The sequence below is a fragment of the Trichococcus palustris genome, assembly GCF_900114465.1.
GTDB classification, from domain to species: Bacteria; Bacillota; Bacilli; order Lactobacillales; family Aerococcaceae; genus Trichococcus; species Trichococcus palustris.
Genome location: NZ_FOTD01000001.1, coordinates 207,318 through 224,312, shown reverse-complemented (window position 1 = coordinate 224,312; position 16,995 = coordinate 207,318). Strand labels below are relative to the sequence as shown.

11 protein-coding genes are annotated in these 16,995 nt (G+C 47.2%); 3 read left to right on the top strand and 8 right to left on the bottom strand.

Features of this window, described 5'->3' with window-relative positions; genetic code table 11:
• Window positions 1-93: 93 nt before the first annotated feature.
• From nrdH to BM101_RS00915, 4 genes are all read right to left on the bottom strand, one after another.
• Window positions 94-333 (bottom strand): glutaredoxin-like protein NrdH, encoded by a 240-nt coding sequence (nrdH, locus tag BM101_RS00930; RefSeq protein WP_087031494.1) that lies wholly within the window; start codon window positions 331-333, stop codon window positions 94-96.
• Window positions 334-448: 115 nt separating this feature from the next.
• Complete coding sequence (locus BM101_RS00925; RefSeq protein ID WP_143084395.1) at window positions 449-1,102, bottom strand: YczE/YyaS/YitT family protein; 654 nt, start codon at window positions 1,100-1,102, stop codon at window positions 449-451.
• Between the two features lie 192 nt (window positions 1,103-1,294).
• On the bottom strand, window positions 1,295-2,572 hold the full coding sequence (locus BM101_RS00920) for a dihydroorotase (protein ID WP_087031489.1): 1,278 nt from the start codon (window positions 2,570-2,572) through the stop codon (window positions 1,295-1,297).
• 33 nt (window positions 2,573-2,605) lie between these two features.
• Window positions 2,606-3,553, bottom strand: a complete 948-nt coding sequence (locus BM101_RS00915; RefSeq protein ID WP_087031486.1) for an aspartate carbamoyltransferase catalytic subunit — start codon at window positions 3,551-3,553, stop codon at window positions 2,606-2,608.
• A 489-nt stretch (window positions 3,554-4,042) separates the two neighbouring features.
• Between BM101_RS00915 and BM101_RS00910 the strand changes: the two genes are divergently transcribed.
• Window positions 4,043-5,017 carry a diaminopimelate dehydrogenase gene (locus BM101_RS00910; RefSeq protein WP_087031484.1) on the top strand — a complete coding sequence of 325 codons (975 nt, stop codon included), beginning with the start codon at window positions 4,043-4,045 and terminating at the stop codon, window positions 5,015-5,017.
• 280 nt (window positions 5,018-5,297) lie between these two features.
• On the opposite strand, the gene BM101_RS00905 is transcribed toward BM101_RS00910, so the two are convergent.
• From BM101_RS00905 to trpX, 4 genes are read right to left on the bottom strand one after another with little or no spacing between them, the layout of a single operon-like run.
• Window positions 5,298-6,158, bottom strand: a complete 861-nt coding sequence (locus BM101_RS00905) for an LD-carboxypeptidase (RefSeq protein ID WP_087031481.1) — start codon at window positions 6,156-6,158, stop codon at window positions 5,298-5,300.
• Between the two features lie 16 nt (window positions 6,159-6,174).
• Entirely contained in the window at window positions 6,175-6,969 is a 795-nt protein-coding gene (locus tag BM101_RS00900) for an ABC transporter ATP-binding protein (protein WP_087031478.1), read from the bottom strand.
• Window positions 6,962-7,858, bottom strand: coding sequence for an ABC transporter permease (locus tag BM101_RS00895; protein ID WP_087031476.1), 897 nt, complete (start codon window positions 7,856-7,858; stop codon window positions 6,962-6,964). Before BM101_RS00895 ends, BM101_RS00900 begins: the two co-directional genes overlap by 8 nt.
• A gap of 5 nt (window positions 7,859-7,863) precedes the next feature.
• Window positions 7,864-8,910, bottom strand: coding sequence for a tryptophan ABC transporter substrate-binding protein (gene trpX, locus BM101_RS00890; RefSeq protein WP_087031474.1), 1,047 nt, complete (start codon window positions 8,908-8,910; stop codon window positions 7,864-7,866).
• A 1,568-nt stretch (window positions 8,911-10,478) separates the two neighbouring features.
• Here trpX and BM101_RS00885 point away from each other — a divergent pair.
• Both BM101_RS00885 and BM101_RS00880 read left to right on the top strand, forming a co-directional pair.
• On the top strand, window positions 10,479-12,182 hold the full coding sequence (locus tag BM101_RS00885) for an NFACT RNA binding domain-containing protein (RefSeq protein WP_087031471.1): 1,704 nt from the start codon (window positions 10,479-10,481) through the stop codon (window positions 12,180-12,182).
• A 440-nt stretch (window positions 12,183-12,622) separates the two neighbouring features.
• Window positions 12,623-16,981: a 2-hydroxyacyl-CoA dehydratase gene (locus tag BM101_RS00880; RefSeq protein ID WP_087031468.1), complete on the top strand. Its 4,359-nt coding sequence runs from the start codon at window positions 12,623-12,625 to the stop codon at window positions 16,979-16,981.
• Window positions 16,982-16,995 lie beyond the last annotated feature (14 nt).

Below are 16,995 nucleotides of genomic sequence, written 5' to 3'. Positions count from 1 at the left end.
ATGAAAGCGGAATATATAACCACCGGCCTTTTTCTGAAAATAACCACGACAAAAAAAGACCTGAGCGGCATGCCCAAGTCCTCATTGAAACGATTATGCTGTGATCAATTCTTCCAGTAAATCTGGTCTGAACCCGAAAAAGGGTTCCGTTCCTTCAAAAACGACTACCGGCAAGGATTGGAATCCGAGATTCTTCACTTCCGCCAATGCTTCTTCCGATGCATGGACATCTTTTATTATGTAGCTGATATTGTTATCATCCAAGAATTTCTTGGTGAAGTTGCATTGCATACAATTCGGCTTTGTGTAGACGACGATATTTTTATTTGACATGACGGTACCCTCCAATGACGAAACAACGATGCTTCTCAGGCTTGTTTCATTTTAAATCTTGATGAATACATCATACAGTAGTTTTCTTTTGAATACAAACTATATGTTGTGATTCCTAATCGACTTCGGTGGAAAGCTTTTGGAGTAAGGAAGTTGCTTTCATCTTTTCGTAAACAAAATTCATGCTTGCGGGGAAAATCAGCATCGTAAGCATCGTGCCCTCTCGGATCGTGATGTTCGTGCCGCTGAAGAAGGCTAACGAAAGGGCTGCGACAATCAGCAGTACGTCGACCGTTTGACGGACTTTCCCGAAATTCATGTTGCATTTCTCGCTGACCGCCATGCAGGCCCCTTCCAGAGGCATGCTGATGTAGTTGAGCGCCATCACAAACCCGACACCGATTGAACAAATGATGCCGCCACTAAGAACCATCAACACTCTGACAAAATAATGATCAATTGTGAGGCCGGCGAATATCGTGTAGAGCATCACATTGACGACTTGTCCTAAAATAATCGAAACGGCTATTTGAAAGAATTGTCTGGCTGGAAAATCCTTTTTCAATAGAAACCATTGAATGAAAACACAAGTGATATTTAATATGATTCCTAGAGTGCCTATCTTTATACCGGTGATATGACTCATGCTGGCACTTAGCGCATCGTATGCGCCGACTCCGACGTTTGCCTTTACCATGATGCTGGCGCCGATTGCTGTAATCATCACTGAAACAATAACCAAGATCATGCTTTTGATATGTTTTGACATCTGTTCACCTATTATCCTTTTTATAATGACCTTGTCATTATAAAGAAAGCAGCAATGCTTTTCAATGCCATTGCTGCTTTCTTTATGTTCAATATTATTTTTATTTTTTTGCTTTATTTCGTTCAAGACAGAAGTTTTTCGATTCCGTCTGTATCCCTATTACCGGTAAATCATCGATGATTTAAACGATCATTATTTAGAATAGACGATTTTACCATCAACCAATGTATATAGGGTTTCGCCTTTGACTTTCCAGCCGATGAATGGTGTATTCGTGGACTTGGATTGGAAATCTTCGCTGCGGATTTCATACTCGTCGTCCAGATCAAAAATGGCGATATCCGCTGGAGCGCCGATGTCAAGCGTTCCGCAATCCATTCCGAAAACGGATGCCGGCTTGATCGTCAGCCAATCCACCAATTGTTTCAGGGTGAATACACCGCCTTGAACAAAATTCGTGTACAACAGTTGAAAGGCAGTTTCGCTGCCGACGATGCCGAATGGCGCACCGACCATGCCGCCATTTTTTTCCTCTGCGCTGTGCGGTGCGTGGTCCGTTGCGATGCAGTCGATCGTGCCATCCAACAAGCCTTCGATCAAAGCAGCACGGTCTGCTGCTCCGCGAAGGGGTGGATTCATTTTATAAACGGCTGTGTCGCTCGGGATCGATCCGTCGATCAGTATCAAGTGATGCGGAGCCACTTCGGCAGTCACGTGGATACCGGCGCGTTTCGCGTCGCGGATGACCCGGACGCTTTCCTTGGTGGAAACGTGGCAGACATGATAATGGCAGCCTGTCGCTTCAGCCAAAAGGATATCCCGTGCGATTTGCGAAGATTCCGTCACGCTTAAAATGCCAGGCAGGTTCAATTCCTTCGAACGGGTGCCTTCGTGCATGACGCCGCCGAATAATAGCGAATCATCCTCTGTATGGGCAACAAGAGTCGCGTTGTTTTTAGCAGCTTCCTGCATCGCCAGATACATGGTCCCTGCCGTTTGGACACCTACACCATCATTCGTGAAAGCGAAAGCGCCGGCTGCCAACAAACCTGGTTGGTCACTCAAAACATCACTGCGTAAGCCTTCTGTAATCGGGGCATATTGAAGAACATGCACAACCGCCGTATCCTTGATCAATTGCTGGATGGCTTGGAATTTTTCCACTGTATCCGGTACGGGATTAAGGTTAGGCATGGCGCAGACAGTCGTGAATCCGCCGCGAGCCGCCGCTTTTGAACCGGTTTCGATTGTTTCTTTATATTCAAACCCCGGTTCTCTCAAATGGACATGGACATCCACCAAACCAGGTGTGATCAAGCCGCCTTTTGCGTCGATGACGGTAACGTCATCCCCGGCGATATTCAAATTATTACCGATGGCAGCAATTTTATTACCTTTGACAAATACTTCTACCGGGATTAACTCCTCTTTCTGACTTAACATCTTTGCATTCTTGATCCAAACTGACATGTTGTACCTCCAAGTATGTATTTGTATCCGTCATTAACGGTTCTTTTGCTCATTTCTTCCGTTCAGCACTGCTTCCAGGATTGCCATCCTTGCGAAGACACCGTTCGTCATTTGCGTTACGATGCGGGAACGGCCGCATTCCACCAGGCTGTCAGCCAATTCCACATCGCGGTTGACCGGAGCTGGATGCATGATGATGGCGCTGTCCTTCATCATACGTTCTCTTTCAACCGTCAGCCCGAATTGTTGCAGATATTCTTCTTTGGAGTAGCTCTTATCATCGTTTTCGTGGCGCTCATTTTGCACACGCAACAGCATCATCACATCTACTTCGGAGACGATGTCGTCGATGGCGACATAAGTGCCGTATGCATTGAACGATTCATCGTACCACTCGGATGGGCCGGAAAAATACAGGGTGGCTCCCAAACGTTGCAACATCTGCATATTTGATTTGGCTACACGCGAGTGGGTCAAATCCCCGCAGATGGCGATTTTCAAGCCGCTGAAATAATGGAATTCTTCATAGATCGTAACCAAATCCAGCAGGCATTGGCTTGGATGCTGGCCTGCGCCATCGCCGCCGTTGATGACGGATGCCGTTATGGTAGGGCTGCTGATCAATTCTTTGTAATAGGCCTCTGCGCTGTGACGGATGACGACAACGTCGACACCGATTGCCGATAAAGTCAAGACGGTGTCATAAAGGGATTCTCCTTTGCGGATGCTGCTGGTTGATGTATCAAAATGGATGACGCCCATTCCCAGTTTGTTTTCAGCCATCTCAAAACTCTTGTGTGTACGGGTGCTGTTTTCAAAAAACAGATTAGAAGCATATATTCCGTTTGTCAGTTCTTTATCAGGAAGAGCACCATGTTTGAATTCTGAAGCACGTAAAATCAGGGACATGACTTCCAAGTTTGTAAGTTCCTCAACAGTGACAAAGTTTTGCAATGCGATTTGATTCGTTGTTTGCATCATTTTTTAGCCCTCCAGATAATTTTTTTGTGAACGGAGGCAAAAAGAACCCAAAGAATTTGTAAGTTCTCCAGGTTCTAGGCCAGCAAGCTTTACACTTTTTGGGTATAAAGCTGCCTTGTAGTGACCTTGCGGGCCTCACTGGACCCCCTTAAAGTCTCACATTCGATATGAAATTGTTCAAATAAGATAAATTTGCATAATAAAAGCCCATAATCAAAGAGACAATGGGCATAAGGTCGGTATATAAAATATACTTTTTTGCTCCTTAGCAGTCTCTCTGGACTTTCGTTAAAGGAAATTCATTCTGTTGTTGTTAAAATAATAACGCTACGAGCGTTTTTTGTCAACCAAAGCTACTGGAATACCCGTCTATTATCGTCATCCATTTGGCTGATCAGGTTGTTGGCATCGTTCTGTCAAAATAATTGCATTCAGTATTTTGCTAAATTATAATGAGGGTACAAAATTTGATTGTAGGGAGTGGACAAATTGAGCGAAAAAATAAAGATAGGTTTGGTTGGGTACGGCAATTTAGGGAAAGGCGTAGAACTCGCGTTGCCGTTGTTCCCGGATGTGGAAGTTGTTGCGGTATTCACCAGAAGAGATCCGGCAACCTTGGTGACTACCATCCCTGCTTATGCCATCGATACTATCCTGGATTTTAAAGATAAGATAGATGTGTTGCTGCTTTGCGGCGGTTCTGCAACAGATCTGCCGGTACAAGGCCCGGCCTATGCCGAGCATTTCAATACAATCGACAGCTACGACAATCATAACGAGATACCGAAATACTTTGCCGCAGTTGATGCGGCTGCAAAAACGAACAACCATGTCAGCGTCATATCGGTCGGCTGGGATCCAGGCCTGTTCTCCTTGAACCGCGTCTTGGCTGAGAGCGTGTTGCCGCAAGGGGAAAATTATACTTTCTGGGGCAAAGGATTAAGCCAAGGCCATTCCGATGCATTGCGCCGTATCGAAGGCGTCAAGAAAGCCGTTCAATATACGGTCCCTGTCGAAGATGCGCTGAAGGCGGTCCGTTCCGGTTCCAACCCAACATTGAAGACTCGGGAAAAACATACGCGCGAATGCTTTGTCGTCGTCCATGAAGGCGCCGATAAGGCAAAAATCGAAAAGGAAATCAAGTCGATGCCCAACTATTTCGAACCATACAATACGACGGTTACCTTCATCGATGATGCAACCTTCGATGCGGAACATACAACGATGCCGCACGGCGGCTTCGTCATCCGCACAGGCAATTCCGGCCAAAACAAACAAAAGATTGAGTTCAATCTGGAATTGGGTAGCAATCCAGAATTCACTTCGTCCGTATTGGTCGCTTATGCACGCGCAGCCGCACGTTTGGTGAAAGACGGCAAATCCGGAGCCTTCACGGTATTGGACATCCCTGTCGCTTACCTATCCGAAAAATCAGGGGAAGAACTCCGCAAAGAATTGCTGTAATCCGTTACTGAAAAATATAGTCCCTATACACCAAAAAGCTCCTGCTCGCGATATTCGCAAGCAGGAGCTTTTTTTGTTAACAGCAAGAAAATTATTTTTTTGATATAAGAAGTGCATCACAGCAGTTTTTTAAAGGTTTCTTTTCGTGCCATCACATGATGTCTAGCGGTCCAAGCCTGCCTCTCGGAAATTAGATAAATCTGACCCATTGCGCAGTATGCTCATTCAGGGCCAAATTTCCTAAATTTCTGTCGAGGCAGAGCGGCTTGGACCGCTTTTCTTAACCGATGGGTATCGGTTTGGATAAATCATCATGGCCGATAAAAGCTGTTGTCCACAGCGGGACAGCGTATGCATCGGCAACCTTTTTGCAGACCTGGATGAGAGCGTCTCTTTGGTTGTTATTCGAAAGTGCCATGAACTGACCAAGTATCACACCTTGTACTTGCGCGAATACGCCTATCTGTTCCAATTGGGCCAATCCGCTGCACATCTGCTCATACTGACCGCCGGCCGATTCCAGAACGACTATTTTCTTCCGGAAATCCGGCCAATGCGCGGTTCCGGCCAATTTCAACAAGCACCGGATGTTTCCGCCCACATAGCAGGCATCATTCGGTGGCTCGCAGCCTGGTGGCCCATCCAGCTCCAAATATGCCGACATGTCCACCGAACTGGAGCCAAGCATCCCATCGAATGCGACTTTTTGAAACAGCGACTCGCTGCTGACCAACACCTTCGGATTATACAGATAATTTCGTATGCCCGTCCTTTGCTGCAGCGCGTTGACGATCACCGTATTATCGCTATAGCCAAAATACGGTTTGGGATACACTTTGATGGAATCAAAATTAAGAAAAGGCAGGATTTCGTTGGCAAGGTCGCCGCCGGACAGATCGAAGATCGCTTTGATGCCATCGTTCAGATAGAGTTCCTGCAGACAGGCAGCGCGGAAAGCCGGAGGATGCGTCCTTTCCGTTTCTGCATCCACAAACACGGCAGCGGTGCATACGACAACCAGACCATATTCCCGCTCCAAAAATTGCGTGAACGTCGAAACGAGAGCATGAGCAGCCTCGGTATTCTTCAGGCCGTTTGAGCAGCTGATAAGCCCGACGGCATCCCCTTTTTTCAGCAACACGGCGAACCCTCCTGTTTTATATCAAAATATCCTGGATGGACAAAGCCTGAAGTTCCGCGAAAATGGCTTCCGGCGTCAAAGCTTTCTTCGCTTCGGCATCGTAATCCTTCACGATTTGGCCGTGATGCAGAACGAGCATACGGTTGCCGTATTGGATGGCATCCTGTAGGTTGTGCGTGATCATGATGCTGGTCAGATTATTTTCGGTTACTTGCTGATCGGTCAATTCCAAGACAAGCTTTGCCGTTTTCGGATCGAGTGCCGCCGTATGTTCATCCAGCAATAAGATATCCGGTTTCTTCAAGGTCGCCATCAACAAGGCGATGGATTGTCTTTGTCCGCCGGATAGCAGGCCGATTTCGGCTTCCATCCTGTTCTCAAGGCCCAAGCCCAATTTTTTCAATTCTTCCTTGAAGAAGGCCTTTTCGATGGTTGAAGTGCCGAAACGCAGCGTTCTTTTGTCGCCGCGGCGATAAGCCAAGGACAGATTTTCTTGTACGGTCATTCTTGGCGCGGTTCCCATCTTAGGGTCCTGGAAAACACGGCTGATATACGGTGCGCGTTTATCTTCCTTCAGGTAAGTCACATTGTTTCCGTTTACGACGATGTCGCCGGTATCGGGAAGGAAATTGCCGGAAATGGCATTCAGCAAAGTGGACTTCCCGGCGCCGTTTCCACCGACTAAAGTGATGAAATCCCCTTTATTGACCGTCAGATTAACGTCTTGCAAAGCATTCACCTGATTGGGTGAACCGGGGTAGAACGTTTTTGAGACGTTGGTCATCGTCAACATCGCTTCTTGATTAGCCATTGCGTCTCACCTTCTTTCTTAATTGATATAGGTAGTAAGTTTCCTTGATTTTCGGCAACGCCAGGAAGAATGTCAAGAGGATGGCGGAAATCAGCTTGAAGTCGTTTGGATTCATGCCGGCTTCCAATACCAATACCATAATCAATCTGTACAGCACCGATCCGATGATCAGACAAACCAGGCGCAATTTGAAGGAAACATTTGTGAACAGCACTTCACCGATGATGATAGATGCAAGTCCGATAACGATTGTACCGATACCCATGCTGATGTCCGCATAGCCGTTGTCCTGCGCAATGATGGAACCGGCCAAAGCCACGATACCGTTGGAAAGCATCAAACCGATGATTTTCATCGTATTGGTCGAAATACCCAATGATCTTGCCATCGCTTCGTTATCACCGGTTGCGATCAAGGCTTGACCGAATTCTGTTTTGAAAAAGATGGTGTAAAGGAAGATAATCAACAGCACTACAACCAGGCCGAAAAAGATGGTGTCAAAATGGCGCGGTAAATTCATATTTTGAAGAGCGGTGAAGACCGTTTTCTTCCCTAACAGACTGATGTTGGCCCGGCCCATCACGCGCAGATTGATGGAATAGAGACCGGTCATCGTCAAAATCCCGGCCAGCAAGCTGGGGATCTGCAATTTTGTAATCAAAAAGCCAGTGATCAATCCTGCTGCACAACCGGCGATGATCGCAAAAATAATGGCAAGATAAGGATTGACCCCTAATGTTATCGCTTGTACAGCAACGGCAGCGCCGAGGGGAAAAGCCCCCTCGGTCGTCATGTCCGCTAAATCCAAAATCCTAAAACTTACAAATAAGCCCAGTGCCAATATACTCCAAAGCAAGCCTTGGGAAACGGCAGAGATGATCATGTTCATAGTTATTACTCCCCTTGTTTTACATAAACTGCATTTTGTGCGATGTCATCAGGAATCTTGATCCCCAATTGATCGGCTTTTTCTTGATTGATGACCAATTCGATCCCGCTTGCATACTGAACGGGATAGGTTGCAGGATCCGCACCTGCCAAGATGTCGGCTGCCACGGCACCGGTTTGGGTTCCCAAAGCATATTGGTTCAGCCCGATTGTCGCTAAACCGCCTTCTTTGACCATCGTATCTACTGCCGGGAAAACAGGGATGTTGTAAGAATCAGTGATGGGAATCAACGTACCCATCCCGCTTGCAATCGTGTTATCCGTAGGAACATAGATGGCATCCACTTGATTTGCCAAACTTTCGGCTACTTGGGCAATGTCGTTTGTGGAAGTGACCGTTTTCGTGACCGTTTCAAGCCCTAAAGATTTAGCCACTTCTTCGGCTTCTTTTCCGGAACTGATGGAGTTATCTTCGGCCGAAGAGTACAGGATACCGATTTTCTTGGCTTGAGGCATCAATTGTTGAATCAAAACAAATTGATCGCGTGTCGGTGTCTTGTCGCTGACGCCTGTGATGTTTCCGCCGGGTGCCTCCATCGATGCCACCAATTTGGCCGCTACAGGATCGGTTATCGCACCCATGATGATTGGGATGTCCTTAGAAGCGTTCGCCAAGGCTTGTGCTGCCGGCGTCGCAATCCCGATCATGATGTCCGCGTGGTTGGAAACGAAGCGTTCTGCTATGGACTGCATGTTCGATTGGTCACCTTGGGCATTCTGGAAATCGATTGTGGCGGTTTTGCCATCAACATAACCCGCAGCAGCCAGTTGATCGATGATGCCTTCAGTGATCAAGTCCAATGCAGGGTGAGTCGTCAATTGCATGATACCGATATAAGGAAGATCGCTATCAGAAGCTGCCGTTGAAGAGCTTGAGGCAGACCCATCCGATGAAGTAGTTCCACCGTTCGAGCCCGTGTTTCCGCAAGCGACCAAAAAGGTTATTGCCAAAAGTGTTAACAGCGTTGATCCTACTTTTAAAAATTTATTCATGTCGAATTCCTCCAATATTTTCTAGTTTTTATTTTTTTGTTTCATTTATAAATGATAAAAAATAGCCGCCATCTGAACTGTGTATGGCAGCTTTAAAACAGAAAACGCCACACAGACCCTTATTGTCTATGTGGCGATAAAATATCTTTAGTAATCCACATAGATACTCGTTCAGACGGTTCATCTGAGGTTGTATCTATGGACAGTCATTACGTCACAAAGAACAACCTACTCTACGCGGCTTTGCCAATCGAATCTATTTGGTTTAGAAACGCAAGTAAATTTTCTCATAATAACTGCTCCTTTATCTGCTGATAAATCAATAGTACCCAATGTTAAAAACAATGTCAAGATGGGCATTAGAGAAAAATGAGATATTTTAATGAAATTCCAAATATCTTGCCGCTTCCGAAAAAGAGCGACAAAAAAACCCACCCCACCGATGACCGGTTAAGGGCGAGCATCCAAAAGTTTTGGAAAACATGTCTCCTGCATCGAAAACTTTTTGATGTAATCGAAGTACCAATAAAGGTTTCTGCTTGATGTTTGCTCCAGTTCGGAGATATGCTACCGAAAAAAATCAATAGATCCTATTAGATTGCTTCTGAATCAATCCAACTCCCCTATGCGTCCATGTGGCTGGAAACAGATCCCACCCACGGCATAAAAGCGCTATCAACCCCCCCAAGACATTAAATCCGTTGCAACGAAACAGGGATCCTGCATCCAGACGGTCCCCTCCGAATAATCGGCAGCAACGGATTTTTAAATAGAATGTCGGCTATTCATTCTTTACGATAGCATCCTGTATTTTTGTACTATAAATCACTAAGATGGAGTGTTTAAACTGAAGTTAATCAGATTCAGTCATTCCCAATCTGTGCCTGTCGGGCTCTGAGAATGCTTCTAAAAAATAATGTAAATATTTTATAGTCCGTGTGGATGGAACATCCTTTTATTAACCAAGTTAACGTTCTGCACGTAGAATCTATATTCGATTACCTGTCCATTATAAAGGATTTTGACATTATGCGCAATATGTATTCTTTAAATGGTATAATATATTTCTCTTTAAAACAAGAATAACGGGTATCGTCATTTTCGCATTAACGAATTTTTTAAACATCTGTTTATGTTTTTTTCTGATTGTTCATGTTTTCTAAAAGTAATAACCCGATTTTTTTTTTTGCATATTCCTCTTTTTAGAGGTCCCTGCCCAAATCTTTCAAACTAATTATTTTTAACAACATCGCTTTATTGCTTTGTTATAATTTTATCGTTTTCATCTTTATTTGAAATTCACTTCCATTGCAATACAAAAGAGGCGCACATTCCCCCCTTTGTATCCAGGAATACCTTTTAATTTTTCCGTTCAAGAGAAATCAAAAAAATATCTCCCGGGTGCACTTGCATAATGTTCTTTTTCGGATTCTCCATCTGTGTCTTTCTTGGGCACGCGTCCAAAGAACTGCTGCGCATTCATATAAATGATGAAGCTCGAAGGATTTCACGCCTGAAGATATGCTATAATGATAAGCGTATATTGACATGTACTAGGAGGTGTTTTCATGTCTTTTGATGGTGTTTTTACCCGTGCTATGGTCAAGGAACTGAACCGCGACTTGGAAAACGGCCGAATCAGCAAAGTCTATCAGCCGTTCCAGCACGAAATTATTCTTACCATACGAGCCAACCGGAAAAATAAACGGGTTTTGCTATCTGCTCACCCATCCTACGCTCGGATACAAGTAATCAACGATAACCTATCCAATCCCGATTCAGCGCCCAATTTCTGTATGGTGCTGCGCAAGAATCTGGAAGGTGCCTACATTGAAGATATCCAACAACTGGGTAACGACCGGATCATCATCTTCTCGTTCCGGAATTTCGATGAAATCGGTGACCAGCGCCAAATGGAGTTGATCATCGAGCTGATGGGACGCCACAGCAATGTCTTCCTGATCGATAAGCAAACCAGACTGATCATCGATTGCTTGAAACATGTACCGTTTTACCAAAACAGTTTCCGCCCTTTGCATCCAGGGGTCCCTTATCAATTGCCACCCCACCAGGATAAAGCGAATCCTTTTGCGTTGGAAAAGGTTGAACTGGAAGCCATCGCGGCCACTTTCAGCGCTGAGTTGCCGTTATTCAAATCCTTGCAGGGAGCCTTCCAGGGCTTGGGCAGCGATTCCGCAATGGAAATCAGCTACTTAGTGGAGCAGGATGGTCTGTCGGTTGCCGATGCCATTCTCGCTTTCAGACAGCAGCTTGAATCCGGCATCCCGACTTTGACGGAGGAATCGGCTAAGAAGCAACACTTCACTCCATTCGCGTTCCGGAGCTTGCCCGGCGAGAAGAAGGCGTATACCAGCCTGAGTGAATTGTTGGATGCTTATTACGATGAAAAGGCATCCCGGGACCGCATCAACCAAGTCGCTTCCGAATTGCTCCATATCGTCCACACCGAATGGAAGAAAAACCAGCTGAAGCTGAAAAAATTGGATCAGACGTTGCTCGAAACCGAAAAAGCGGATGTCTATCGGGTCAAAGGAGAGATACTGACGGCCTATCTCTACCAGATGCAAAAAGGCGACACGGAAGTGACGCTTGCCAATTTCTACGATGACGAAAAATCGATCACGATCGCATTGAACCCTGCGCTGACGCCTTCCCAAAATGCCCAAAAATACTTTTCTAAATACCAGAAGCTCACCACTGCAGTCAAATATGTGAATGAGCAGATCGAACAGACTCATGCGGAGAACGAATATCTGGAGTCCATCGAAACGCTGATCCAACTCTCTGATCCGCAGGACTTGGAGGAAATCAAGGATGAGCTGCGTGAATCCGGTTATTTGAAGAAAAAGTATAAAGGTAAACAGAAAAAGCACAAAAGCAGCAAGCCACACAAATTCCTGTCTTCGGATGGCACGACCATCCTGATCGGGAAGAACAATGTGCAGAACGATCAGTTGACGCTGAAGACAGCCAGGAAGTCCGATATTTGGCTACATGCGAAAAACATACCCGGATCGCACGTCATCATTGAAAGCAATTCCCCTTCCGAGGAGACGCTTTTCGAGGCGGCGACATTGGCTGCCTATTATTCGAAATTCCAAAATTCTTCGAATGTGCCGGTGGATTATGTAGCGGTTAAGCACATCCGCAAACCCAATGGCGCGAAACCAGGATTTGTCATCTACGAAGGACAGAAAACCCTTTATGTGACACCGGACAAGGAACTGGTCCGAACGCTGAAGGCTGATTGAAAGTAAGATGACGCAATGTAGTTCCTGACTGTTTTATCAAAGAAAGCTTCTCCATAAACGCATGAAAAGGCCCGATGGATATTTCTCGGGCCTTTTCATGCGTTTGAATTATCTTCTTGTTGCACACGACCGTGTGATTAGAGGCGGACATCGATTCCTGAAACTGTCACATTGCCGTTTCCGCGCTCATTTTGCTTGTCCGCATCCAACGCAGATTTTATTTGTTTCGCGATAAGAAATCAAAATAGGTATTCTTTTTTCATGACCGGCATGTTCCGGATCGTGTCGTCTTGGCCAACATTTTTCATTGTCTATTTTTCATTGTTTCCTATATAATAGTGTAGTGGGAAGAAAGCTAAAATAGCCATAAACAAATTTTCATTATGTTCAATATTACTATTCATTACCATTAAAACTGTCATCAGGAGTGAACAATTATTATGCAAAAGCCAATGCGGATTGGGATTGACGTTGGATCTACGACGATAAAAATTGTCGTTTTAAATGAAAACAACGAGGCGATATTTTCAAAATACGAACGCCATTATTCTGATATTAAAAACGCAACAAAAATGATTTTCACAGAGGCCTATGAAAAATTGGGGGATATTCCCTTCACCTTGGACATTACCGGAAGCGGCGGAATCGGTTTAGCGGAATTGCTGGATATTCCCTTTATCCAGGAAGTCATCGCCTGCACCAAGACAGTCGAAACGCTCATACCCGAGACGGATGTCGCCATCGAGCTGGGCGGCGAAGATGCGAAAATCACCTTTTTCGAAGGTTCCTTGGAACAACGGATGAACGGCAGCTGCGCCGGCGGAACGGGCGCCTTCATCGACCAGATGGCGGATCTGCTGAGAACGGACGCAACCGGTCTGAACGAGCTTTCGAAAGGTCACCAAACCATCTATCCGATTGCATCCCGTTGCGGGGTATTCGCCAAAACCGATGTCCAACCGCTGATCAATGACGGCGCCAGAAAGGAAGATATCGCAGCGAGCGTCTTCCAGGCTGTCGTCAATCAGACGATCGCCGGCTTGGCATCGGGCCGAAAGATAAAAGGCAAGGTAGCCTTTCTGGGCGGACCGCTCTATTTCATGAGCGAACTACGGAATCGGTTCATCGAGACGCTGAAAATTGCGCCTGAAGATGTCGTTTTCCCGGATAATCCCCAATTGTTCGTCGCAATCGGTGCCGCGCTGGCTTCCGGAGGCAATGAAGCCACAAACTTCCCGGCCTTATTCCGTCAGATGAACGCCGAAAACAACCAAGCGCTCACACCTGACATCACCTTATCGCCCCTGTTCAAAGACGAAGCGGAGTTGACGGCCTTCCGGGCCCGCCATGCCCAAGCCGAAGTCAGCCATTCACCCTTGGAAGAACATAACGGCGTCGCTTTTCTGGGGATAGACGCCGGCTCGACCACGACCAAAGTGACGCTGATCAATCCGGAAGGCGAGCTGCTGTACACCTATTACGGCAACAACGAAGGCGAACCCTTGCAAGTGACCATGAATATCCTCAAGGATCTGTATGCGAAAATGCCGGAGAATGCCTACATCGGCAAAGCCTGCGTGACCGGTTACGGCGAAGCTTTGCTCAAAAACGCACTTTCGGTCGATTTGGGCGAAGTCGAAACCATTGCCCACTACAAAGCGGCGAGCAGATTCCAACCGAACGTGGACTTCATTTTGGATATCGGCGGACAGGATATGAAGGCCATGACTATGGGCAACGGCATCCTCTCCTCCATCCAGCTGAATGAAGCCTGTTCTTCCGGTTGCGGCTCTTTCCTGGAAAACTTCTCGAAAACCCTGAAATATGACATCAAAAATTTCGCGAAGATCGCCTTGCTGGCGGAGCATCCTGTCGATCTGGGGTCGCGCTGCACGGTCTTCATGAATTCCAAAGTGAAGCAGGCACAAAAAGAAGGCGCCACGGTTGCGGATATTTCCGCCGGCTTGTCCATCTCGGTCATCAAGAACGCGCTCTATAAAGTCATCAAAATCAAGCGTCCGGAAGATCTGGGCGAAAAGATCGTCTGCCAAGGCGGGACCTTCTACAACGAATCAGTCCTGCGCGCCTTCGAACTGATCAGCAAACGCGAAGTCATCCGCCCGAACATCGCCGGATTGATGGGTGCGTATGGTTGCGCCCTGATCGCCATGGAAGGCTACGAAGCCGGTGACGTGTCCGCAATCATCGATGCAGGCGGCATGAAGGGATTTACAGCCGATAAGAAACAAACGCACTGCACCCTATGCGAAAACAACTGCCTGATGACCGTGACGATCTTCAAGGATGGCCGGCGTTTCGTCACCGGGAACCGCTGCGACAAAGGCGGACAAATCACAATCGAAAAGCACGATGAAAAAATCAACTTGGTCGACTACAAATATAAACGCCTTTTCGACTACAAGCCGCTGAAGAAAAAAGATGCGGCAAGAGGGACAATCGGCATTCCCCGTGTGTTGAACCTGTACGAGAACTATCCTTTATGGTTCACGGTATTCAATGAATTGGGCTTCCGGGTGGAACTATCCGGCCGCTCCTCCAAAAAACTGTATGAAACAGGAATCGAGACGATTCCCAGCGACACCATCTGCTACCCTGCCAAAATGGTGCATGGCCATGTGCAGCAATTGATCAACAAAAAGGTGGATGTGCTCTTCTACCCGAGCGTGGTATTTGAAAGAGCCGAATCGCAGCATGCGGAAAATCATTTCAACTGTCCTATCGTGCAATCCTATCCGGACGTCATCCGCATGAACCTGGATGACATCCGCAGCGGTGCCCAGGATTACCGGAATCCTTTCCTGAACTTGGATGATAAGGACCAGGTCATCGCGGCCTTGACCAAGACATTTGCCGATCGCGGCATTTCCCGCGAAGAGATGGCAAGCGCCGTCGAGAAGGGGTTCAACGAACTGGATGCCTACAAAGCCGATATGCAAAGGAAAGGCGAAGAAGCCCTCGAACAGATCATCCGGAACAACGAGAAAGGCATCGTCCTGGCTGGGCGTCCATACCACTCCGATCCGGAAATCAATCATGGCATCAGTGAAGTCATCACCGCGTACGGGTTCCACGTCCTGACGGAAGACAGCATCTCCCATCTGGAGGATGTCGACGATCTGCGGGTCGTGAACCAATGGACCTACCATTCCCGTCTCTATGCGGCAGCCCGCGTCGTCACCAAGGTCAAAAACCTCGAGATGATCCAATTGAATTCCTTCGGCTGCGGCATCGATGCCGTCACGACGGATCAGATCAGCGAGATACTGAAGCAATACGGTAAAATCCATACGGTCCTGAAAATCGACGAAGGCCAGAACCTGGGCGCCATCCGCATCCGTATCCGTTCCCTGAAGGCGGCCATGGTGGAGCGCGACAAAGAACACTTTGAACCGAAAAAACTGTATGACACGCCGCCGCAAATCATCTTCACAAAGGAAATGCGCAAGAACCATACGATTTTGGTGCCGATGATGAGCCCCATCCATCAAAACGGATTGATTGAAGTGGCGTTGAGCAGCTTGGGGTACAATATCGTCCAACTGAACAGCCCCCTTCAAGAAGAGGGACAGGACGATATTTCCGAAGGCTTGAAGTTCGTCAATAACGATGCCTGCTACCCTGCCATCATCACCATCGGGCAGATGCTGAAAGCTCTCGAAAGTGGAAAATACGACTTGCAGAATACGACCGTATTGCTGACGCAGACAGGCGGCGGCTGCCGGGCGACCAATTACATTCCTTTGTTGAGAAAAGCGCTTGTGGATGCAGGATTCCCGCAAATACCGGTGCTCAGCTTCTCGATGGGCAACAAAGGCGTCGAACAAAGTCCGGGCTTCAAGGTTACCCCGGTTATGCTGCAGCGGATGCTGATCGCCGTCCTGTATGGTGATTTGTTTGAACGGGTCGTGTATCGCACCAGACCTTATGAAATCGTCAAAGGCAGTGCGGACGCTCTGCATGCCCAATGGCTGAAACGGGTGAAAGGCAACGTCGAAAACGGCTCCTTCCGTGCATTCAACAAAAACATGAAAGCCATCATCCATGACTTCGACACTCTGCCAATCCGCAATGAAGTACGGCCACGCGTCGGCATCGTCGGTGAGATCCTGGTGAAATACTCGGCGACAGCCAACAACGACCTTGTCAAGATACTGGAGGATGAAGGCGCAGAGGCCGTCGTTCCCGATCTGATCGGATTCATGAACTACAGCTTTTACAACCAGGTATATAAGGCGGAGGAGCTGGGCTTCTCCAAATCCGGCAAATGGTTGGGGGACTTCATGATCAAAGCCATCGAATTGTGCGAAAAGCCGATGGACAAGGCCTTGCGCGCATCGAATCGTTTCGATGGCATCAACGGCATCCGCGAGTTGGCTGATGGCGCTGCAACAATCCTCAATCTCGGCAACCAGACCGGCGAAGGTTGGTTTCTTACCGGCGAGATGATCGAATTGCTGAAAGGCGGCACAAACAACATCATCTGCATGCAACCGTTTGGCTGCCTTCCTAACCACATCGTCGGCAAAGGCGTGCTGAAGGAATTGCGCAGCCAGTACCCCGCATCCAATATCACAACCATCGATTATGATCCGGGCGTTTCTTCCGTGAACCAATTGAACCGTATCCGCTTGATGCTGTCCACTGCCCAAAAGAACCTTCCGAACGTTACGGTGGATCCTCGATCCGACGGCAAAGAGACGGACAAACTTTCCGAATTGAAAAAACGTTTTGCGCCGAAAGCAAAACCATCCTTCGGCAATCCAGTGGATAATCAGTGATTGCGCAGCAATAG

What these genes read in the sequence shown, in the direction of transcription:
- BM101_RS00885 (WP_087031471.1), top strand. Translation starts at nt 10,479, where the DNA reads ATGTCTTTTGATGGTGTTTTTACCCGTGCTATGGTCAAGGAACTGAAC.
- BM101_RS00915 (WP_087031486.1), bottom strand. Translation starts at nt 3,553, where the DNA reads ATGATGCAAACAACGAATCAAATCGCATTGCAAAACTTTGTCACTGTT.
- BM101_RS00900 (WP_087031478.1), bottom strand. Translation starts at nt 6,969, where the DNA reads ATGGCTAATCAAGAAGCGATGTTGACGATGACCAACGTCTCAAAAACG.
- nrdH (WP_087031494.1), bottom strand. Translation starts at nt 333, where the DNA reads ATGTCAAATAAAAATATCGTCGTCTACACAAAGCCGAATTGTATGCAA.
- BM101_RS00895 (WP_087031476.1), bottom strand. Translation starts at nt 7,858, where the DNA reads ATGAACATGATCATCTCTGCCGTTTCCCAAGGCTTGCTTTGGAGTATA.
- BM101_RS00925 (WP_143084395.1), bottom strand. Translation starts at nt 1,102, where the DNA reads ATGTCAAAACATATCAAAAGCATGATCTTGGTTATTGTTTCAGTGATG.
- BM101_RS00880 (WP_087031468.1), top strand. Translation starts at nt 12,623, where the DNA reads ATGCAAAAGCCAATGCGGATTGGGATTGACGTTGGATCTACGACGATA.
- BM101_RS00920 (WP_087031489.1), bottom strand. Translation starts at nt 2,572, where the DNA reads ATGTCAGTTTGGATCAAGAATGCAAAGATGTTAAGTCAGAAAGAGGAG.
- trpX (WP_087031474.1), bottom strand. Translation starts at nt 8,910, where the DNA reads ATGAATAAATTTTTAAAAGTAGGATCAACGCTGTTAACACTTTTGGCA.